This window comes from Sorangium sp. So ce1153 (assembly GCF_051521595.1).
Lineage (GTDB): Bacteria > Myxococcota_A > Polyangia > Polyangiales > Polyangiaceae > Sorangium.
Genome location: NZ_CP150361.1, coordinates 3,677,180 through 3,697,121, shown reverse-complemented (window position 1 = coordinate 3,697,121; position 19,942 = coordinate 3,677,180). Strand labels below are relative to the sequence as shown.

The following is a 19,942-nucleotide window of genomic DNA, read 5'->3' as shown; positions in this document are numbered from 1 at the left end:
CCGAACCTGGCTCAGGCGGAGCGGCTCGAACCCGTGCACGCCTCAGCATAACATGGGGGTCGCTCATCCGCTGAGCAAGATCCTTGATCACTTCCAGGTGCGATCGCCCCCCCTGCCTCGCGCGAAAGCTCGCGATCCGACCTGGGTGCAGGAGAGCTTCGAGTACGAGCACGCGGTGGCGTAGGTTCACGTCGCCGTCGCACCCGGTCGGGAGCGAGCGAATCGCGCCGCTCGTCGCGGCGGTGGTGCGCCCGCGCCTGCCCAGCGTGACGCGCACGGGCCCCTCGGGCGCGACGACCGGGCACGCGCAAGCCGGTCTCACCGGGGCTCCGCGACGGGTGACGCCGCTCGACCCACGCGGTGAGGGCGCGTTTTCGCCCCGAATTTCGACAACCGGCCGGGCTATCGCCCATGGCGGCGCCATGGCGGAGCGGCGGGCCGGGGGCCGGCGGGCCGCGACGCTCGCTGCCGCGGTGGCGCAGGCGCTCGCCGAGCACCCGGCTCGCGCTCGATATGTCGGCGCGCGAGAACGCGAGAGCGCGAGCGCGCAGCGTTGCAGGAGGAGATCATCCGGGTGCAGCAGAGCCGGCTAGCGGAGCTCGGCACGCAACCGCCGCGCGCGGGCGATCCCCGTGGAGCCTGCGGGCACTGGCGAGCGGCAAGGCTGATCGAGCGCTGCCGGCGGCGCGCCTTGACCGCGGCCTTCTTCATGCTTTGCGCCTGCTGCTCGATCGACTGTGCTTGCAGCCGCAGGCCCTTGGCCGAAGCCACCGCTGCGCTCTGCGCATCGTAGACCGTGCCGTCGCGCCACATGGTCCACAGCACCCCCGACAACCGCCGCGCCAGCGCCACGACGGCGACGTGGCGACCCCGGCGCTCGTCGATGGCCTTTGCCCATCGGCCCAGCGGGTCGTCGCCGCTCTTGTGCCGCAGGATCGTGTGCGCAGCCTGCGTCAGGAGCGCGCGCAGATAGGCGTTGCCTCGCTTGGTGATCGAGCCCAGCCGCTGCTTGCCGCGCCCCCCGGAGGTGTCCTCCAGGGGGACCAAGCCGAGATAGGAGGCGAGCTGGTGGGCGTGGTGAAAGCGCTTGGCTTCGTCCACCACCGAGACGAACGCGGCGGCGACGACCTGCCCCACGCTGGGTGCCGTGGTCAGCCGCACGATCACCGGCTCGTGGGTGCACAGCTGCTCGAGCGCGGCATCGGCCAGCGCGATCTGAGGGGTGAGCATCTTCAGCGCTGTCACCAGAGGTCCAACGAGCTGGCGAGTCTCGGCCGGCAAGGCTGCCGCGCTCAGCACCGTGAGGAATCCCTCGGTGGTGCACCTCGCGAGCTTGTGTCCGCAAGCGCGCAGGATGCCGCGCACGGTGGTGACGTACTGGGCCCGCGTCTCAACCAACGCGCGCCGGACAGCCAGCTGGTGGCGAATGGCTCGCTCGTGAGGCGACAGCACGTGAGCGAGTGGAATGCCTCCGCGCTCGACGGCGCGCGCTAACGCCTCGGCATCAAGGCGGTCATTCTTGCGGCCGTGCTGGCCGATGCCGAGCTGACGAGCTCGCGTGGTGTCGACGACCAGCACGTCATGACCCCAGTCGCGCAGCTTGTCGTGTACCGCCCACGCCTCGCGGAAGGCCTCGATCGCCACCCGGGCCGGCGAAGACGGCGGGCCGAGGAGATCCTGGAGCGAATCGAGCGAGCGGACCGTGCGTCGGATCACCACGGCCCCGCCCGCCACCTCGCAGAATGAGATCTCATGGACCCCCAGATCCAGCGCTACGCTTCGCATGGCTGACCTCTCCTGGGCCCCCGTCTTCTGCGTCGTCGAACGCGTGGGGGTGCCCGCAGGCAACCCTGCAGGCGAGAGGTCAGCCACATTGCTCGCTGCTCCGAGCGGCTCTTTCTTACTCGCTCCTCTCCGGAGCCTGGAGCCCCCGCCGGAGGCCTCGGTCCGCCCATCGCCCGCAGCTTTGTCCGGCTGGAGCGCGCAGGGGGCGTCAAGGGCGGCGGAGCCGGCGAGCTCCGCTCGCGAACCCTTGACGCCTCCGAGCACTCCAGCACGCTTTGCTGCTGCCGATGGGCCGACCTCCACGGTGCTGCGGGCTGTGTTCGCAGGCCCCGCCGCGCGAACGCGTCGAGCAGAGGCTCGGGTCGGTGCAGTCGGCATCATGGGTCCAGGCGCCCCGTGGGCTGCCTCATCCCATCTAGGGGAGTGCGATCCGTCGTCACGCTCTCCCGAAATCCCGCCGAAAGTAACGGATCGCGACGGTTCGGCGCCGCGGCGGAATCCTGGCGGGACTCTTCCGCGGGGTGAACCGTCGCGATCCGTCGCTTCCGCGGGGATTTCGGGAGAGCGTGGCGACGGATCGCACCCGTTCGGAGGGCCTGGACCCAACCCGGGCCCAGCGGCCAAGCCCCGGGCCTGGGGAGCTCGCCGTGACCGATCCGTCGCGTCGGGCTGCGGTGGTCGCCTCGCTCGCCAGCACCCTATGCCGCGCCGTCGCCCTCGGGGATGAGGTGGCGGCCCGGGTCGTTCACGAGGCGCTCGGTCGGCAGCTCGGGCTGCCGGTGGCACCGGAGGGGCGAGCACGCTTGGGCCGAACGTCGAGCCCGCCGCTCGCGTCGACTCGCTGCCGGAGCCTTGCCGCTCGCCAGTGCCCGCAGGCTCCACGGGGATCGCCCGCGCGCGGCGGTTGCGTGCCGAGCTCCGCTAGCCCTACTTTCGCAACGCGCGTTCCTGAGGTTTAGGAAGGCGCTTGCTTTCCAGATGCTGCGCTCTGTCGGCGTCTAGATGAAGAAAGACCTGGAAGCCAACGGTCGAGCTCGAAGATGCGCGCAGCGCGGCGCTGTTCTGCATTCAGTTCGGGCGCGAGCGGGATCGTGGGGCGCCGTCCCTGGGCGCCCGTTGCGGTCCGGACCAGCGTGGCGCGGATGTCGCCGAGGCTGTCCATCATGGCGCGGGCGGAGGCGTCGGTGCCAAGGGCGATGCGTGCCAGGCTGACGAGCATCAGCCCGAGCACCGTGGCGAAGGTGTGGAGCCGCAGCGAGCCGTCGGCCCACTGATGTGAGGGACCCCAGGGCACAACGCCTCCCTTCTTCGAGCGACGGAAGAGCTCTTCGACGTTCCACTGGCCGCGAAAGGCATGGACGATGCGTTCGGTGCTCCAGGTGTGGTGGTCGGTGCAGAGCACACGCTTGCCCAGACGCGTTGCCTCGAGCTCTCGCCGGCGAGCGGCGTCGACCCGCCAGCTCAGCGTCGGGGTCTGCTCTTGGCCGTCGATCTCGACCACGACGAAGCTGGCCAAGTGCTCGCGCGCGAGCGCCTTGCGTACGCGCTGCTCGAGCGACGCGCGTCGAATGCGGCCGGCCTCCACCAGCGCCTCAAGCCTGCCCAGCTCCTCCTTGGCCTTGGTCAGCCGCGCCTCGATGCCGCGCTTCTGCCCCTCGAGCAGCGTGATGCTCTCGATAACGACGAGCGTGCGGTCAAGGTCGCCGACCTGGGTCCGGACGCGGGCAGCGCGTACGTCCTCGTACTGTCCGGTCAGGTGCCGCATCGCGCCTTTCTGCGCAGCTTGCTGCAGCGCCCATTCGGCCGCGCTGTGTCCCAGAGGCAACGAGATGAGGCTGTAGTAGCCGGTGACTTCCAGATGAAGCTCCAGCTGAGGGCTCCAGAAGCCACCGTCGCGTACGAGTGTCCGATGACCTGGGCTGGTTCGTTGCTCCCCGGCGTCGAGCGCGCTGTGCAGCTCGCTCAGCCCTTGCAGGCACTCCTCGAGCACGGCTTGATCCGAGCTGTTGCCGCCGAAGGCCCGGTACAAGAGCGGCACGTGCCCGGTCTCGCTCACGAGCAGGCCGAGTCCCACCACCCGCAGGTCGCTTCGTTTGCTCTTGGCGTGTCCGCGACGCGCCAGCTCGCCGGGGGTCGTTGTGGCGATGTGCGTGTCGAAGTTGGTCGTGTCGAACGCCAGCACGTCGGCTGACAGAGCAAACCGACCGATCGCCGCCCGAGCGATCGCCACCTGGGCGGCCTCCAGCTCCTGATCGGTGACCTGCTGCGCGATGCGGTGAAAAGCCTGCCCCGTAAATGCTGACCCGGGCAGGCACGAGACCCGCGGCAATGCGCCGTCGAGGAAGTCCCCCAGGTCACACTTTGGGCCCGGCGCGCATGCGCGCTGAAGCGCGACGGCGACGGCCATCTCGCCCACGGACGGCCCGTTCTTCGAGCCGTAGTCACCGCACGCCTCGTTGATCAGCCTCACCAGGTCGAGCTGCTCGGCAACCCAAACGAGCGCGCCGACGTCCCCCACCGCCTTCGTTCCGACCGTCCGCGTTCGCCCGAGGTCGACCGTCGGCGGCGGGTCCGCCGGCCCGAGGACAACCTGCCTCGCGACCGAGCGCCCCGCTACCGCGTCCCACACCGACTGCGCCGCGATCCGGTAGCGGCGACCGTCCACCTCCCGCTCGAAGATGTGCATTTTTCGTTCATGTAGCGACGACAGGTCGCCGCATCCAGGGGACGTGCACGATTTTCGGTGCGCGCCGTGCGTCTACACATCCAACCCCTGTCGGCTTCGCGAAAGTAGGGCTAGCCGGCGCTGCTGCACCCGGATGATCTCCTCCTGCAACGCTGCGCGCTCGCGCTCTGCGTCCTCGCGCGCCGACCTACAAGCCGCTGTGCGCTGCGCTCGATGGCTTCACCTTGCACGCAGCGACGCGCGCCGGTGCGCACCATGCCGCGGCGAGGGAGGCGCTGCTGCGTCACGTGCTGCGACCCCCGATCGCAAAGGAGCGCGTCGAGCCGCAGCAGGACGGCCTGGTGCGGCTGTCGCGGAGGCGCGCCTTCGCTGACGGGACTGTCGCGGTGGACATCGATCCGCTCTCGCTCTTGTGCCGCCTCGCGGCCAGCGTCCCGCCGCCGCGCCTTCACACCGTCAAGTACGCGGGCGTGCTCGCCTCGGCGAGTCGCCCACGTTGGCGCGCAATCGCATCGGACCGCGCCCTGCGAAGCCAGAAGAGCCCACGAAGGCGGACGATGATGCCGCTCCGAAACGCAAGCGTGGCGGCTATCGGGCGGTCGACAAACCGCGCCGAGCTCTTGCGCCGCACATTTGCGATCGATGTCCTCGAGTGCCCAACTTGCAAGGGGCGAATAAAGCTCGTCGCCATGGTGGGTCGAAAGTGCGGGCACCTGCCGGGGCAGAGCGAGACAAGGGGCGCCTCGGCGTGCCGCGGGCACACGTCGCCCTCCGGGCGTTGATCTGGCCCAGGATGTTGTCGCGATACGTTACGCGGCGCCGCCGAGCGCCTTTTGGCGCAGGACGGTGCTCTTCCAGTACGGCGGTCCCCGGTTGGGTGAGCGACCAGGAACATCGGTCGGCTCGCCGAGCGCGGAGAGGATGCGGACGATGCTGCTTGGCTCGGTCACCATGGCGGCTCTCGCGCACCCCGCCGTGAATTACCAGCGGTAGTGCTGCCCCCACGGTGGAAAGATGCCGAGAGCCTGGAGCGATCTCCGGCGTGGGTTGGTTTAATTTCGAGGATCGGCGCTTGCCTTGTTGCAAGATCGACTTTTGTCGCCCTATTCTGCGACGATGATTCATTCAAGCCGACGCCACTTTGGTCGCCAAGCGTTCATGAGCATGCTGCTGCTCGCAATAGCCGGTGTCGAACAGAGCGCCCGGGCGGACGGGGTGGCACCCCTGGAATTGACGGCAAAGCTCGTTGAAATTCCGTCCAAGATGCCCCCCGATGACCTGTACGATTACGCCTACGTGATGCGCTACCAGGTCCAGGGCGGGGCGCTCGACCAGCAGTTCATCCTTGTCGCGCACTACAAGCCGCTCGTGCCGCGCTCCAAGATCAAGGACAAAATGAAGGAGCAGGTCGGCGGCAAGCTGCGCAGCTTCAACCAAGGCGACGTTCACAAGATGAAACTGACGGCTGATCTGAAAGCCATCTGGAAAGGTGCACTCGTAGACGAATATGCCGCTACGGATCGCGGGAGCGTCCGCTATTGGTGCCTCCAAGTCGACCCAGCTTGACCTTGCGCTCGGGAGAAACTCGCTTGAACTTCAGACGACTACGTGCCCCGGGCGCCTGGCTGGTAACATGTGGTCTGGCCGCGGTCGCCAGCTTTCCGTTCATTGCGGCCGAGCGCGCGGCTCGGCAAAATGATGTGCGCGTAGCCCGCCTGGAGGCGACTCTCGGCGAGCGAGGCAACGCGCTCGCCGAGCTCGGACCAGCGCTGTCTTTACGAGTTTCACGGTTGGAAGGCCTGCTCTCGAGCTGGGAGACGATCGGCGGCTGCGGAGCCGGTAGCTCCACGGGCGCGGGGGGCGGAATCAAGTGGATCGGCCGCAGCGTGACCGGTGGGCTATTCGAGCTGCAGACACTCGCCACGTACACGCATCTGGACGACGGCTACAACCTCAGCTTCAGCCCTCAAGTCTCGCGTAATCTGGGCGAGAAATGGAATGTGGGGCTCGTGGTTCCGCTGCTCTACAAGTACTACCGCGACTACTACGGCCTGCCCGTGGACGTCTCGAACTCCGGCGTGGGTGACGTCGCGGGGTTCGTCACGCGGCGCTTCGGCGAAATCAACTCCACCAGCCTGACGTTGCAGGTCGGTGTCCCGACCGGCGTGCACGACGCCCAGTACAAGAACGACTATCTCACGCAGGAAAAACAGCTTGGCCTTGGCAAGGTGAGCGGCAGCGTGACGCTCGACCATACGATCGACAAGACGTGGGGGCTGATCGTGCTGGGCGGCTCGTTCGGCTACCGCGGCGGGGAAAACGAGCTGGGCAACTACCGCGCACCGGCGGCCGCGCTCTACGGCTACTCGGGCTATTTTTGGGGGCCGTTGGTGCCGTCGCTCGGCCTGTCGTTGTCGCATTTCTTCGGTGCAGATCGTGACCGTGGGCTTGACCAGGAGGTGCAGCTGTGGGCAGTCACCGGCACGCTGGCCGTGGAGTGGTCGAACGCCTGGCTGGCGATCTTGGGGGGCGTGTCGCTGCCGCTCGGCTGGGACAGGCGCGGAGTCGTCGACGGCGCCGCCAACACCAGCCAGAGCGTGGGCCTGCAGCCGTGGACGGCAGGCATCGGCTTCACCGTCTCACCGTTCTGAGAAGTGGCCATGTTGCCGGTCGCCGCCCTGCTCCGCCATCGCACGCCGCTCGTCGCGGCGTTGCTCGGCCTGGGTGCGGCCTCGACGGGGCTCGCGCCTTCGGCCGACGGTGACATCTGGTGGCACCTCGCGGCAGGTCGCGAAATGGTCGCTCGGCGTGGGCTCCTGTTCACCGATCCCTTCTCGGTCAGCGCGCAAGGGCGTGCCTGGGTCGACGTGCACTGGCTTTTTCAGCTTGCGGTGTACGCGGTACATCAGGCGATCGGCCTCGTCGGGCTTGTTTTGGTCAAGTGCGCGCTGATCGGCCTGGGCGCGGGCTTCCTCTACTTCGCGCTCGAAGCGCGGCGCGGCTCGTGGGCGAGGGGGCTCCTCGTGACGTCGCTGGTCGGCGGGCTTCTGGCGGCTCGCTCGCTCTTGCTCGTCCGGCCCGTGATAGGCACGCTCGTCCTGCTCGCGTTCTTCTTGTTCGCGCTCGAGCGCTATCGGCGCGACGGCCGGGTCCGGCACCTCTTGTTCTTGCCCTTGGCGCAGCTGGTTTGGGCGAATTTCCAGGGCCTTTCGGCGCTTGGCCCCGCGGTGATCGCGGCGTACGCGGTGGCGGCGCTCGGCTGGGCGAGCTTCGGCCAGACGCGCGCGTGGCCATTTGCGCGCGAACACGCCGGTGCGCTGGCACCGTGGGCGCGGGTACAGCAGCTGTTCGCGACGCTAGCGGGGTGTTTGCTGGCGACGTGTCTCACGCCGTTTGGCTTGCGCGGCGCAGCGTTGCCGGCGCTGCTGCTCGGGCGCTTGTTGCCCGGCGAGCACCAAGTCTTCGCCCACGACGTGGCGGAGAACCTACCGCCCTTCGAGCTCGAGCGCCTGTCAGACGGCGAGTTCTGGCACTTCAAATGGTGTTTGGCGCTGCTCGCTCTGTCCGTGCTCCTGGCCGGGCGCCGCTTGAGACTGAGCCACGCGCTGCTGCTGCTCGGCTTCGCGGGGCTGGCCTTGATGAGCAATCGTAACGTGCTCCTGCTGTACTGGGTCGGGGCGCCGATCTTCGCGGTCAATCTGGCCCCGGCGCTCCGGCGGCTCTGTGTCTCGAGCTTTCGCCGCGCGGGCGTGCGCGTGGCGGTGGGCCTCAACGCGGTGCTCCTGAGCGCGCTGCTGCTCGTTTCGGCATCGGCGGCGGCGCGCGAGCCGCCGCTGGCGGATCCGAGCCCGTTTCGGGTGCCGGCCGAAAGCGCTGTTCGCCTCGACGCGCTGCCCGGGGGCGACGTCTTTGCGGCGGATCATTACGGAGGCTACCTGATCTGGCGGCTCTATCCGCGGTTTCGTCCGTACATTGACACTCGGCTCGTGTTGCGCACCGCCGACGAGTTTGCCGAATACCTGAGGCTTGCGGACGAGCCAGAGCGCTTCGAAGCTTTTCAGGCGCGTCATTCCTTCGCCTACGTGGTCTTGCCGGTGATGTTCCCCGAGCGCTACCAGCGCTTGATTGGCCACCTCTACGCGAGCGCCGACTGGAAGCTGCTCTACACGGACGGCTCGGAGGTGCTGTTTGCTCGCCGCGACCTTACGCCCGGCGTCGCGGAGCAGCCGTTCCGTGAAGCCAGCGAGACGGACCGCACCTTGGTCCAGCTGGGTCAGCGCTTCGCGGATTCCCCAAAGGTGCACGCCGCGGCACGTCTGAGCCTGGCCACGTTGCACGGCGTGCTCGGCCAGTTCGAGCAAGCGGAGCGTACGCTCGCAAGCCTCGACACGCCGCAAGCCCGAGCCCTCGAAGCGCGTCTTCGCTTTGCAGCGGGTGAGCTCGATGCCGCCGAGCGGCTCGCCCGGCAGAGCTTGGTTTCCCAGGACGACGACGTCGGGAGCCTGAATCTCATGGCGTTGATCGCCCTGCGAAGGGGCGAATCGGCGCAAGGCCTGGCCTTTTTGCGGCGTGCCTTGCGCGTCCGGCCTTTCGACCCCGAAGCGACGCGGATCTTGGTGAACTTGGAGGAGAGTCGACGATGAAAACACTTCTCAACGTGAGCCTGTCCAGGTCTCGGTGGGCGCTCGTTTCCTTGTTCGCGCTGGTCGGCGGGCTCGCCTGCGGGGTCGTCGAGCACCCGCACGACACGCAGGCCGTCGGGACGGGTGACGACTTCGGGCCTTCGAGCGGCACTGGAGCGGCGACCACCACGGGTGGAGCTTCGGTCGGCGGTGCCATGACCGCGACGAATGGGAGCGGTGGCGGCGGGAGCAGCGGGACCAGCGACGCGGGGTCCGGCGGTGGGTCGGCGCCTTCGGGCGTGACCATCAACCTTGGAGGCGTTGACGTTCCGAAGGAGCACGCGATCGCCTTCATTCACATCGGTCACTCCAACATGGCCGGTCGCGCCACGAGGCCCCAGAGCTCACGCCCGTTCCATTTCACGGAGACCCATCCGCACGCCTTCATGTACCACCCCGGCTCGGCGCCGGAGCTCGCGATCGAGCCGAAAACCGCGGGTGACACCGCCGCCGGCGGGCCGGGTACGGCGCTGGTCAAGGAAGCCGCGATGCTCGCGCCCGACTACTATTTCATCTCGCTCGGGTTTGGGTGGCCCTCGGCCTACTGCTCCCAGTTCGTTCCGGGCGGCCTCTACTACGACCAGCTGATCGCCGCACCGAAGGCTATCAAGGGGCGGGTGACCTTCGGCGGTATCTTCATCTATCTCGGGATCACCGAGCGACACGGCACTGCCGCCGATCGCTCCGGTTTTCCCGAATGCATCAATACTCTCGTGACCGCCATTCGCAACGACGTCGGCGAGCCCACGCTGCCTGCAATGATGAACGACTACGAGGTGGAAAGCTCGGGCGAGTTCGTGGTCGGCGGCGCCGTGGCGAACGCCATCCGTCCCGAGATCGAAAGGTGCCCGAGCGTGGTGTCGAACTTCGCGCTCGTCTCGGCCGAGGGCGTGGGCATGCAAGACGACCATCACTTCAATCTGGACGGTCATCGCACCTGGGTGCAACGAGCGCTCGCGACGATGAAGGACAAGGGCTGGCGCCCGTGGGCCCAGTGAGCCGCTGATATGGTCTTTTCCAGCCATATCTTCCTGTTCTACTTCTTGCCGCTGGTACTGGCCGCGTACTACGCCCTGCCGGGCCGGGCCCGCACGGCCCTCATCGCCGTGTCGAGCTACGTATTTTACGGCTGGGCGAACCCGAGCTGGGCCGTGCTCATGTTCTTCGGCTCGAGCGTTGACTACGTGTGCGGTATTTTGCTTCTGAAAATGTCACGGCTGCCCGATGTCGACGGCTTACCGCCCGTGATTGGTCCCGAGGTCGTGCGGACCCGCCAGATGAAGCTTGTGCTGGCGACGTCCATCGTCACCAACCTCGGGCTGCTCGCGGTGTTCAAATACACGGGTTTCGTCGCCGAGAACATCAACGCGCTTGGCGCGCTCTTCGGTAGCTCGACGCAGATCGTGCCGGTCTTGCACATCGTTTTACCGGTGGGCATCTCCTTTTACACGTTCAAGGCGATGAGCTACGCCATCGACGTGTACCGCGGTGATGCCCGACCGATGCGGCGCTTCACCGACTACATGTGTTTCGAGGCCTTTTTTCCCGACTTGGTGGCGGGCCCCATCATCCGCTATGCGGCGATCGAGGAACAAATGCGCGTGCGCCAGCACACGCTCGAGAAGTTTGCGCGCGGCGTCGCGTTCTTCTCGCTGGGAATGGGCAAGAAGATTCTGCTGGCCAACCCGATGGGGCACATCGCCGATACGGCGTTCGCCGGTGGCGCCAAGCACTTCTATGACGCGTGGTTCGGGCTGGTCGCTTACGCGTTCCAGATCTACTTCGATTTCTCCGGCTACTCAGACATGGCCGTGGGCTTGGCGCTGATGCTCGGCTTCGTGCTGATCCAGAACTTCGACTCACCCTACAAGTCGCGCAGCATCACGGAGTTCTGGCGGCGCTGGCATATCAGCCTGTCCACGTGGCTGCGCGACTATTTGTACATCCCGCTCGGTGGCAATCGCAAAGGCCCCCTGCGCACGTACGCCAACTTGATGGCTGTCATGTTGCTCGGTGGGCTCTGGCACGGTGCCAGCTGGAACTTCGTGATCTGGGGCGGTATTCACGGTGGCATGCTCGGGGTGGAGCGCAGGCTCGGTAAAGCTCATCCGCTGCGCCGCCTGCCACCTGCTGTCGGCGTCGCCTTCACCTTCTTGATCGTGTGCCTGTCGTGGGTGTTCTTCCGCGCCAAGACGCTCGAGCAGGCGGTGACCTACCTGGGCTCGCTGTTTGGGCTCGCCGCCGTTTCGCCGGCGGCGGACGTCGTGACGGGCGCACTCCACCCGCAGTACTACGTGGGGCTATTCGCCTTGGCCGCGGTCGTGACCTTCGGCATGCCCAACAGTTGGGAGCTCACGGGGCGCTTGTCCTTGCCCCGTACCGCCTTCGTGACGGCCACGATGGTGCTCGCGACGTTGATGATGTGGACTCAGACCATCAACCCATTTCTGTACTTTCAGTTCTGAGGCCGCGCGATGCAAAGCACCTTGCCTCCCTCGTCCTCCGCCATCGAACGCAGTGGCGGTCCGACCGACCCCACAGGCGACGAGCAGCTGCGCCGCGGTATCATCGCGACCGACGTGAGTCGCGGCGCGGCCTGGCTGCTCACGCTGCTGTTTCTAGGGGCGATCTACGCTGTGCCGCTCGCGCAGGCCTACCTCGAGAAGCGCGAGGGTGAGGAATCGCCTCTCGCGGATCTGGTGCGCCGCCCACCGACGGCCGAGAACCTGCGTCAGCTCGAGAAGGGCATCGAGGATGCTTCGTACGCCAAGTCCTGGGTCCAGCCCCGCGTGCAGCTGCTGCTCACTCGTCTAGCTCGTGTGGGCAACAAGCTCGCGGTCGTCGGACACGGCGGCTGGCTCTATTACACGCCCGGTGTGCTGCACGTCAGCGGGCCCGGATTCTTGGAGCCCGGGGTGCTTCGGGGCCGCGCCAGGGAAGCCCTCGACGCAGGCCAGGAGCCCATCCACCCGGATCCGCGACCCGCCATCTTGGCGTTCCAGCAGGCGCTCGCGCAACGCGGGATTCGCCTCGTGCTCCTGCCGATGCCGGACAAGGCTGGGATCGAGCCGGGTCCACTTGTTGGGCGTGACGGGCGCGTCGAAATGGCGCAGAACGTCGACTACGACCGCTTCTTGAGCGAGCTTCGAGCAGCCGGCGTGGCCGTGCTCGACGCGCGCCGCAGCGTGCCTGAGCCCCGTACCGAGCCGCTTTTCCTGGCTCAAGATACGCATTTTACGCCCGGCTACATGGAGCGCATCGCCCGCGACCTCGGCCATCTTGTGATCGGGCTTGGGGTATTGCCAGAGCTGGCAGAGAAGCCCGTGCTGCACGACGTTCCGCAGCCGGCTTCGCGCGTCGGTGATCTGGTCGATATGCTCAAGCTGCCCGACGATCAGAGCCTGTTTCAAGCGGAGAGCGTGGTCGTGCACCAAGTGCAGGACGCGGCCGGCACGCCCTGGGAGCCTGACCCTGGCGCCGACGTGCTCCTGCTCGGCGACAGCTTCACCAACATCTTCACGCTCGAGGGAATGGGCTGGGGCAATGCTTCCGGCCTGGCCCCGCACTTGGCCCTGGCGCTTGGTCGCCCCATCGACGTGATCGCGCAGAACGACTCCGGTGCCTTCGCTACGCGCCAAGCGCTCGCGCGCGAGCTGAACGCCGGCCAAGATCGCCTGGCGGGCAAGCGCGTGGTGATCTGGGAGTTCGCTTCGCGCGAGTTGTCGGTCGGAGATTGGATTCCGCTGGATTTCCCGGCTCCCAGGCCTGCGGGGGCTCCGTAGGATGCCGACAGCCCTGGTTACTGGCGCCGCCGGCGTGATGGGCGCCCGCTTGACGGCGCGGCTGCGCAAAGCGGGCTGGCAAGTGCGAGCGCTCGTGCTGCCCGGTGATCCGTTGCGAGCGCGCATGCATGCGCTGGGCTGCGACGTGCGCGAAGGCGATATCAGGGATCCGGCCACATTGGCCGGCGTGTGTCGCGGCGTCGACCTCGTCTACCACTTGGCCGCCATCATCATCACCCACGACCCCACGATGTTTCAGCGCGTCAACCGCGACGGCACGGCGCACCTTGTTGCGGAGGCGCGAAGAGCGGGGGTGCCGCACTTCGTGTACGTCTCGTCGGCCTCCGTCGTTTACCCCCGTCGCACGCGCTACGCCGAGTCCAAGCTCGAGGCCGAGCGTCTCGTCCAGGGCTCAGGGCTCGCCTACACGATCGTGCGGCCCACGCTGGTTTACGAGCAGGGCGGCGGTCAGGAGCTCCTGATGTTCCTCGACTACTTGCGGCGGTTTCCGGTGGTGCCGTTCATCGGCGCCGGGGGCGCGCTCAAAAGGCCCGTTTGGTCCGAGGATGTCGTCGACGGCCTCGTGCGGCTCGCCAACGCGCCGATCGCGCACGGCAAGACCTACAACTTCAGCGGCGCGGAGGTGATTTCGATGCGCGAGCTCGCGGAGCTGCTGCTGCTTCATCACGATCGGCCTCGGCCATTCTTGCACCTGCCGGTGTGGGCGTGCCGGGCGCTAGCAGCCGTGCTCCCCGTGTTCATGAAGCGGCCCCCGCTCACCTCGAGCGCGATAGCCGGCATCGTCAACAACGCCGATCTCGACCCGACCGAAGCCATGAACGACCTCGGCTACGCGCCGCTCGGCGTGCGCGCTGGGTTGCGTCACTGTTTTCCTTCACCCGCCGTCGAGGCGGCCACCCTCGCACCCCGCGCGAGTGAAGCTCGAGAAAGGACAAATTAGATGAGCCTGCGTTTCCCACTGCGGCAAATTGGTTATCTGTGCTGCTCGGCTGTGCTCGGATGTTCGGTCTTTTCGGGCGAGCCCCCGAAGGGTGCCGACGAAGCCCCGCCCGCGGAGGACGTCGCGCTGATGCGCGAGGTCGGCGGAAAGGCCAACGGCACCATCGTCTGGTCCAGCTCCCGCGTGGGCAATCACGACCTGTTCACGATGAAGACCGACGGCTCGGACGTCAAACAGATCACGAAGGGCGACGAGGTCGACTGGTTCCCGAAGTTCTCTCCGAGCGGCGCGCAAATCCTGTTCTCCCGCAGCAAACAAGGCTGGGTGAGCGAACGCGACGCCAACACCAGCGACAAATGGGACATCTACACGGTCAAGCCGGACGGCTCCGAGCCGAAGAAAGTCGTCGAGAGCGCGAGCTGGGGTAGCTGGATTTCGGAGGATGAGATCCTGTTCGTACGCGGCACGAAGGTCTTCCGCAGCAAGCTCGGCAGCGGCGAGGAGACGCAGTTGATGGACAGCGAGGGCGTATCCGATCTGGACGGCGCCTTGCTGCAGCAGCCGGAGCTTTCGAGTGACGGCAAGTACCTCGCCATCACGCTGCGCGGCTCGAAGCGCGAAACCGGCATCTGGAACATCGCCAAGAAGGCCTGGACCCAGACCGGGCTGGGCTGCCAGGTGAACTGGACGCCGGATCACACGGCCATCTACTGGGTTCACCCAACCGGGAACGGCGATAGCCGGGTGCTGCGCATGCCGATCGATGATGGCACGCCGCCGAAGGACGTCGACTTGGACGAGCTCCAGTTAATGGACTTGCCGGGTCGCCGCTCGCACGAGTACTTCCCGCAGCTGTCGCGCGACGGCAAATGGATGGTCTGGGGCATCACCCAGCGCGGTCACGACCACGACACCGCCGACTATGAGATCTACCTGTGGGAGGTGGGCACGCCGCCCGAGAAGGCCGCGCGCCTCACCTACAACTCGGCCAATGATCGCTGGCCCGACGTCTTCATTCCGTCCGCCGGGCGTGGCTCACCGTGAGGGAGACGCGCATCGCCGTGGTCGGCGCGGGCGGCTTCATCGGCTCGCACCTGGTGCCGGCTTTGCTCGAGCGCTTTGCCTGCCAGGTCGACGCCGTCGACGTGGATTTGACCAAGCTCGAGTGCTGGGACCCGCGCGTGCGGCGCATCGAGGCGCGCGTCGAGGCGCCGGGGCTCGTCGAGGACGTGACCGGGCGCTGTCAGGTCGTGATCTCGCTCACGGCGCTTTGCAACCCAGCCCAGTACTCGACCATACCGCTGGAGGTCATCGACGCCAGCTTCACGCACCTGTTGCCGCTCGTGAAACGCTGCGCGGAGCGCGCCGTGCGCTTGATTCATTTCTCGACCGCCGAGGTTTACGGGCGCACCGCGCTGGACGCGCAGGGGCTGCCGACAGCGCGTATGCACGAGGACGACTCGTGCTTCTTGCTCGGCCCGGTGGGGCGCGAGCGCTGGACGTATTCGTGCGCCAAGCAGCTGCTCGAGCGGGTGATCTGGGCGCACGGTCAGCACGGCGCGTTGCCGTTCACGATCATTCGGCCCTTCAACACCATCGGCGCGCGCATGGACTTCCTGCCCGGCATCGACGGGGAGGGAACACCCCGCGTGCTGGCCTGCTTCATGAGCGCGCTGCTGCGAGGGGAGCCTTTGCCGCTCGTGGGCGGCGGCGCGCAACGGCGGGCGTTCATGGACGTGAGCGACATGGTCGAAGCCGTGTGCCGCGTGCTCGAGCGGCCGAAGCAGAGTAGAGGTCAGATCTTCAACATCGGTAACCCGGACAACAACGTCAGTATCGCGGAGCTCGCTCGGCTGCTAGCCGACGCTTTCGCTGAGCGGTTACCCGAGCGCGCGCCTGCCCAGTTTCGCGCGGTGTCGGCCGCCGAGTTCTATGGCCCCGGCTACGACGACACGCAGGAACGCATCCCCGACGTTCAGAAAGCGCAGCAACTGCTCGGTTGGAAGCCCCAGCGACGCCTGGCCACCTCCTTGCCGCCGATCGTGCACGACTACGTCGAGCGCTACGGCGCTCGCGTCGCAGCGGCATCCTCGCTCTCCCAGCTCGCGAGCTCCGCATGAAGGTGACGGTCGTCATCCCTGCGTACAACGCTGCCCGGCACATCGAGTCGGTGCTGGAGCGCGTCGGCGGCTTGGCTTCGTCGGGGCCCACCCACGTGGTGGTCGTCGACGACGGCAGTCGCGACGACACGGCCCGTCGGGTCGAGCGCCACAGGTCGTCGGCGTTTCGCCTCAGCTTGCTCCGGCGGCGCAACAACGGCGGTTACGGTGCGGCGATGAAAGACGGTCTGGCCAAGGCTTGCGACGATGCGCCGGAGCTGGTCGCCTGTATCCACGCCGACGGTCAGTATGCGCCCGAGGCCTTGCCTGGGCTGATCGGGGAGCTTTCTCGTCGCGGGCTCGATCTGCTGCAGGGCTCGCGCATCGCTGCGGGCACGGCCTTGCAGGGTGGTATGCCCCTCTACAAGTACGTCGGCAATGCGCTGCTGAACCGCATCGAGAACCGGACGCTGTCGCTTTCGATGACTGACTACCACAGCGGCTACCTGCTCTATGGGCCGCGCGCGCTAGCGCTGCCGTTTCACGACTTGTCCGACAGCTTCGATTTCGATCTGGAAGTCATCGCATCGGCGCGGGCACGTGGGCTTTCGATCGGCGAGGCGCCGGTGCCCACGCACTACGGGGACGAGGTCTCGCACCTGAACCCGCTGACGTACGGGCTCCGGGTGCTTCGAGTGATGTGGAACTATCGTCGAGGTCGCTATGACGCAGCGTGAGCGCGCACTTGGGGTTTGGGGCTTGCTCGCCGTCGCATCGGCGCTTGGCACTGTTGCTTGTCACGCCGGGTCTGCGACATTTCCCTGGGGCGATGCGAGAGCGGGCACGCGCGTCGAGCACGCTCACGTCCGTACGCTGAACGAAGGCTATGCGCGAACGCGCTCCCAGGTCTGGGTGCGTGAGGTGGCACGCCCGACGCGCGCCGCGTTGGACTACGCGGCCTATCACAGCAACTTCATGATCGCCGACCCGGAGCCAGAGACGCCCATGTCGGCTGCGGGCACGCCCGATACCTCGCACGCGTTCGCGGGTCGGCTCGACCAGGGCAGCCTGACGAGCGATCTCGCGAAGACGCCGCTCTCGCCGGTCGAGCAGCAGCAAGCGTTGGCTTTCGCGCCGCTGTCGGAGTTCTTGCAAGCGCGCAAGGTAGCTGGGGCCGAAGCGCTGGCCGAGGTTGGCTCAGCCGTGCGCAGCGAGCGGTGGGGCCTGCAGTTGCCGCCCGGCACCTCCGGCCAGCTCCTGAGCGAGGTGTTCATTCATCAGGCCGCGTCGGGCGCAGTGGAGTTGTGGGCCAAGGTAGAGTTTCAGCCTTGGTTCAAGCCTTTTGCGGGCTCCGCCGATCAGGACGGGGACGGCTTTCCCGAGCTCTATGGCCGAGTGGCGCCTGGCGTCGTCACTCCCGTGCTTGTGGCTGCGATTCAGAAGGACTACGTGGCGCCAGTGCTGTCGCCGAGCGAGGTGAAGGCTTGGGCGAACCAACTCTCGTCGTACTGGTACCCGTCCTTCAACACCGATCTCATGCCGGTGGGACCGAGCTTTCCGGACGCGCAGACCGAGCCCTACATCAAGCAAGAGCTGGGCGGGCGCGCTTTTCCGGCGCCGACCATCGTGCTGCGCGGCAAGCCGCAAGGCAAAGCCACGTACAACGTCTTTCTGGTGCGTGGCGAAGGCGCGGCGCTCGCGGCCGCTGCGCCCGCGAAGCCGGCGCTTCGGCTCAGCAAGACACGTCCGTCGCCCAATCCCGCGCCGGGGCTCGAGACGGTGCAGCGCGAGCTGGCCCAGGCGGGCGGCTCTTGGCCGACGTGGATGGCCAAGCTCAGGCCGACCCATGACGCCCTGAAGAAACGGCTTAAAGGCATGCCGCCGAAGGTCAAGGCGCTGGCTGGGCGAGATGGCTTTTTGTTCTACCGCAACGACCTCGAGTACGTCAGCGGTGGTGATCTCGAGCAGCAACGCAAGGGGAAGAACCCGCTACCGGTGATCCTCGAATTCAAGAAGCTGCTTGACGAGCAGGGGGTCGACTTCTTGTTCGTGCCGGTCCCGACGAAGCTCGAGGTGTATCCGGAAAAGTTGGACCCCGCTTTCACAGCGCTCTCGGGCCAGGTCATCAATCCGGCTTTCCGCAAGCTGATCGAAAGGCTCAGCAAGGAAGGCGTGGAGATCGTGGACCTGCTGCCGGCGTTTCTGCAGGCAAAGGTCACGGGCGCAGCGGAGCCGTTTCTCTTCCAGCGCCAGGACACGCACTGGACCGACCGTGGGCTGCGCTTGGCCGCAGACCTCTTGGCCACCCGCGTGAAGAAGTACCCCTGGTACGCCGATCTCGCCAAGCAGAAGCGCGCTTACGACCTGCGCGAGACCAGCTTCACCCGTTTCGGCGATCTGCATTCGCGACTGCCGGAAGCTGAGCAGAAAAAATACGCGCCAGAGACGCTCGTGGCGCACCGGGTCGTTGCCGACGGCAAGCCGTACGACGACGACCCGGATAGCCCGGTCGTGCTCTTGGGCGACAGTTTCACCGCCGTCTATCAGCTGACGGACGCCGAGCACGCTGGCGTCTCGGCGCACCTCGCGCGTGGCATCGCGTATCCGCTCGACTTGGTCATGAGCTACGGCGGCGGCCCCAACGTGCGGCAAAAGCTACTGCGCCGCAGCGTCGAGGCGCTCGGCACGAAGAAGCTGGTCATCTGGATGATGACGGCGCGTGATCTCTACAACTACTGGGAAGACTGGGAGCCGCTGGAGAAGCCATGAAGCGCCGCTCGCTCCTGCTCTTGCTCGCGGGCAGCGGCTGCTTTCGCGTTCCGCGCCGAGAGCTTGCGTTCGGCCGCGCCCTGATCGGCCTGGCCCGTGACATCGCGTTTGTCGACGAGAGCCAGGTGAACTGGAGCCTGACGGAGCTTTCGCGTCTCGTCGACGAGGCGGAGAGCGCGCTCGCTTCGTCGCCCCAGCGCTCGCCTGCTACGGTGTTGAGTGAGCTCTTGTTCGGTCGTTGGAGCTTCGTGCGCGAAGTGGCCGACACGAATCTAGCCTTCGTGTGCCTGCCCGGCGTGCTGGAGCGCCGCCGCGGAAGCTGCGTTGGCCTTGGTACCTTGTTTCTCGCGCTGGCTGACGCGCTCGGCTATTCGGCGTCCGGGGTGATGATGCCTGGGCACTTCTACGTGCGGGTGCAGGAACAGGGCGGCGCGCGCAACGTGGAGCTGCTGCGCGCCGGTGAGGCGATGCCGGACGCGTGGTACGGCCAGCGCTTTCCGGTGCCGGGCGGCTCGGCGCGCGAATACGCGCGTCCACTCAGCCAATCCGAGGTGCTGGGCGTCGTCGAATACAACGTCGGCAACGAACGGCGCCGGCAGCTACGGCTGACCGAAGCGCGAGCAGCCTTCATCCGTGCCACCCGCGCCTTTCCGGAGCTGTCCGAGGCCCACGCCAGCCTTGGCGCCGTCGAACAGCTGCTCGGTGATCTCGAGAGCGCGGAGGCAAGCTACCGTCGCGCTTGCAACGCCAATCCGCACTTGCCCGGCATCGAGCAGAACCTTTCGCTCTTGGCAGCGGAGCGCAGGACCGCGACGACTCCGCGGGCGTGCCCACTGCCGCCGAGCTACTGATTGGCAAGGGGATCTCGCTAGAGCGGTAATCATATTGAAATTCGTGTAATGCCAATAGTTTACGCTGCCTCCTGAAACGGCCGATGGGTATCCGTTCGGTAGAGCCCATCCTGACGTCGAGCAGGCCAGGGACATAGGCTTGCCGTGTGATGCGAGAGCGACGGCAGGGCCACCGACCAGCCCGCAGCGGGCGCCCTGGCGGCAGCAGGCGGCCCGTTGGGCCCGCGTTGGGCCACGCCGGCGAGCGACCTGGCCGCGAATCAGACAGAACAGATTGAAATTATTGATGTTTTATCCGCCCCCACCCCTTCGTCGCAGAGATCCTGG

Annotated in this window: 15 protein-coding genes; 13 read left to right on the top strand and 2 right to left on the bottom strand. The window is 67.0% G+C overall.

Annotated features, from left to right (window positions below):
* Positions 1 to 402: 402 nt before the first annotated feature.
* Together WME85_RS13100 and WME85_RS13095 are read right to left on the bottom strand one after the other, a co-directional pair.
* Positions 403 to 1,785, bottom strand: a complete 1,383-nt coding sequence (locus WME85_RS13100; RefSeq protein WP_437838176.1) for an IS110 family transposase — start codon at positions 1,783 to 1,785, stop codon at positions 403 to 405.
* Between the two features lie 955 nt (positions 1,786 to 2,740).
* Positions 2,741 to 4,471, bottom strand: coding sequence for an IS1634 family transposase (locus WME85_RS13095; RefSeq protein WP_437829155.1), 1,731 nt, complete (start codon positions 4,469 to 4,471; stop codon positions 2,741 to 2,743).
* A gap of 152 nt (positions 4,472 to 4,623) precedes the next feature.
* On the opposite strand from WME85_RS13095, the gene WME85_RS13090 reads away from it, so the two are divergent.
* The 13 genes from WME85_RS13090 to WME85_RS13030 all read left to right on the top strand — a co-directional run bounded on the left by WME85_RS13090 (position 4,624) and on the right by WME85_RS13030 (position 19,615).
* Complete coding sequence (locus WME85_RS13090) at positions 4,624 to 5,253, top strand: transposase (RefSeq protein WP_437842281.1); 630 nt, start codon at positions 4,624 to 4,626, stop codon at positions 5,251 to 5,253.
* A 376-nt stretch (positions 5,254 to 5,629) separates the two neighbouring features.
* Positions 5,630 to 6,037, top strand: a complete 408-nt coding sequence (locus WME85_RS13085; protein ID WP_437838174.1) for a hypothetical protein — start codon at positions 5,630 to 5,632, stop codon at positions 6,035 to 6,037.
* A gap of 23 nt (positions 6,038 to 6,060) precedes the next feature.
* The gene (locus WME85_RS13080; protein WP_437838172.1) at positions 6,061 to 7,122 is read left to right on the top strand and encodes a hypothetical protein; all 1,062 of its coding nucleotides are present in this window, start codon (positions 6,061 to 6,063) and stop codon (positions 7,120 to 7,122) included.
* Between the two features lie 9 nt (positions 7,123 to 7,131).
* Entirely contained in the window at positions 7,132 to 9,114 is a 1,983-nt protein-coding gene (locus WME85_RS13075; RefSeq protein ID WP_437838169.1) for a tetratricopeptide repeat protein, read from the top strand.
* On the top strand, positions 9,111 to 10,151 hold the full coding sequence (locus tag WME85_RS13070; RefSeq protein ID WP_437838166.1) for a sialate O-acetylesterase: 1,041 nt from the start codon (positions 9,111 to 9,113) through the stop codon (positions 10,149 to 10,151). The genes WME85_RS13075 and WME85_RS13070 overlap by 4 nt, the downstream gene beginning before the upstream one ends.
* A gap of 9 nt (positions 10,152 to 10,160) precedes the next feature.
* A complete protein-coding gene (locus WME85_RS13065; RefSeq protein WP_437838164.1) occupies positions 10,161 to 11,618 on the top strand; it encodes an MBOAT family O-acyltransferase in 1,458 nt (485 codons plus the stop codon).
* 9 nt (positions 11,619 to 11,627) lie between these two features.
* Complete coding sequence (locus tag WME85_RS13060; protein WP_437838162.1) at positions 11,628 to 12,935, top strand: alginate O-acetyltransferase AlgX-related protein; 1,308 nt, start codon at positions 11,628 to 11,630, stop codon at positions 12,933 to 12,935.
* A 1-nt stretch (position 12,936) separates the two neighbouring features.
* Positions 12,937 to 13,896: an NAD-dependent epimerase/dehydratase family protein gene (locus tag WME85_RS13055; protein WP_437838160.1), complete on the top strand. Its 960-nt coding sequence runs from the start codon at positions 12,937 to 12,939 to the stop codon at positions 13,894 to 13,896.
* The gene (locus WME85_RS13050; RefSeq protein WP_437838159.1) at positions 13,897 to 14,940 is read left to right on the top strand and encodes a TolB family protein; all 1,044 of its coding nucleotides are present in this window, start codon (positions 13,897 to 13,899) and stop codon (positions 14,938 to 14,940) included.
* Positions 14,937 to 16,016, top strand: a complete 1,080-nt coding sequence (locus WME85_RS13045) for an NAD-dependent epimerase/dehydratase family protein (RefSeq protein ID WP_437838157.1) — start codon at positions 14,937 to 14,939, stop codon at positions 16,014 to 16,016. Before WME85_RS13050 ends, WME85_RS13045 begins: the two co-directional genes overlap by 4 nt.
* Positions 16,013 to 16,732: a glycosyltransferase family 2 protein gene (locus WME85_RS13040; protein ID WP_437838155.1), complete on the top strand. Its 720-nt coding sequence runs from the start codon at positions 16,013 to 16,015 to the stop codon at positions 16,730 to 16,732. Before WME85_RS13045 ends, WME85_RS13040 begins: the two co-directional genes overlap by 4 nt.
* Positions 16,719 to 18,764: an alginate O-acetyltransferase AlgX-related protein gene (locus WME85_RS13035; RefSeq protein ID WP_437838154.1), complete on the top strand. Its 2,046-nt coding sequence runs from the start codon at positions 16,719 to 16,721 to the stop codon at positions 18,762 to 18,764. The genes WME85_RS13040 and WME85_RS13035 overlap by 14 nt, the downstream gene beginning before the upstream one ends.
* Complete coding sequence (locus WME85_RS13030; protein ID WP_437838152.1) at positions 18,761 to 19,615, top strand: transglutaminase family protein; 855 nt, start codon at positions 18,761 to 18,763, stop codon at positions 19,613 to 19,615. Before WME85_RS13035 ends, WME85_RS13030 begins: the two co-directional genes overlap by 4 nt.
* Positions 19,616 to 19,942: the final 327 nt, after the last annotated feature.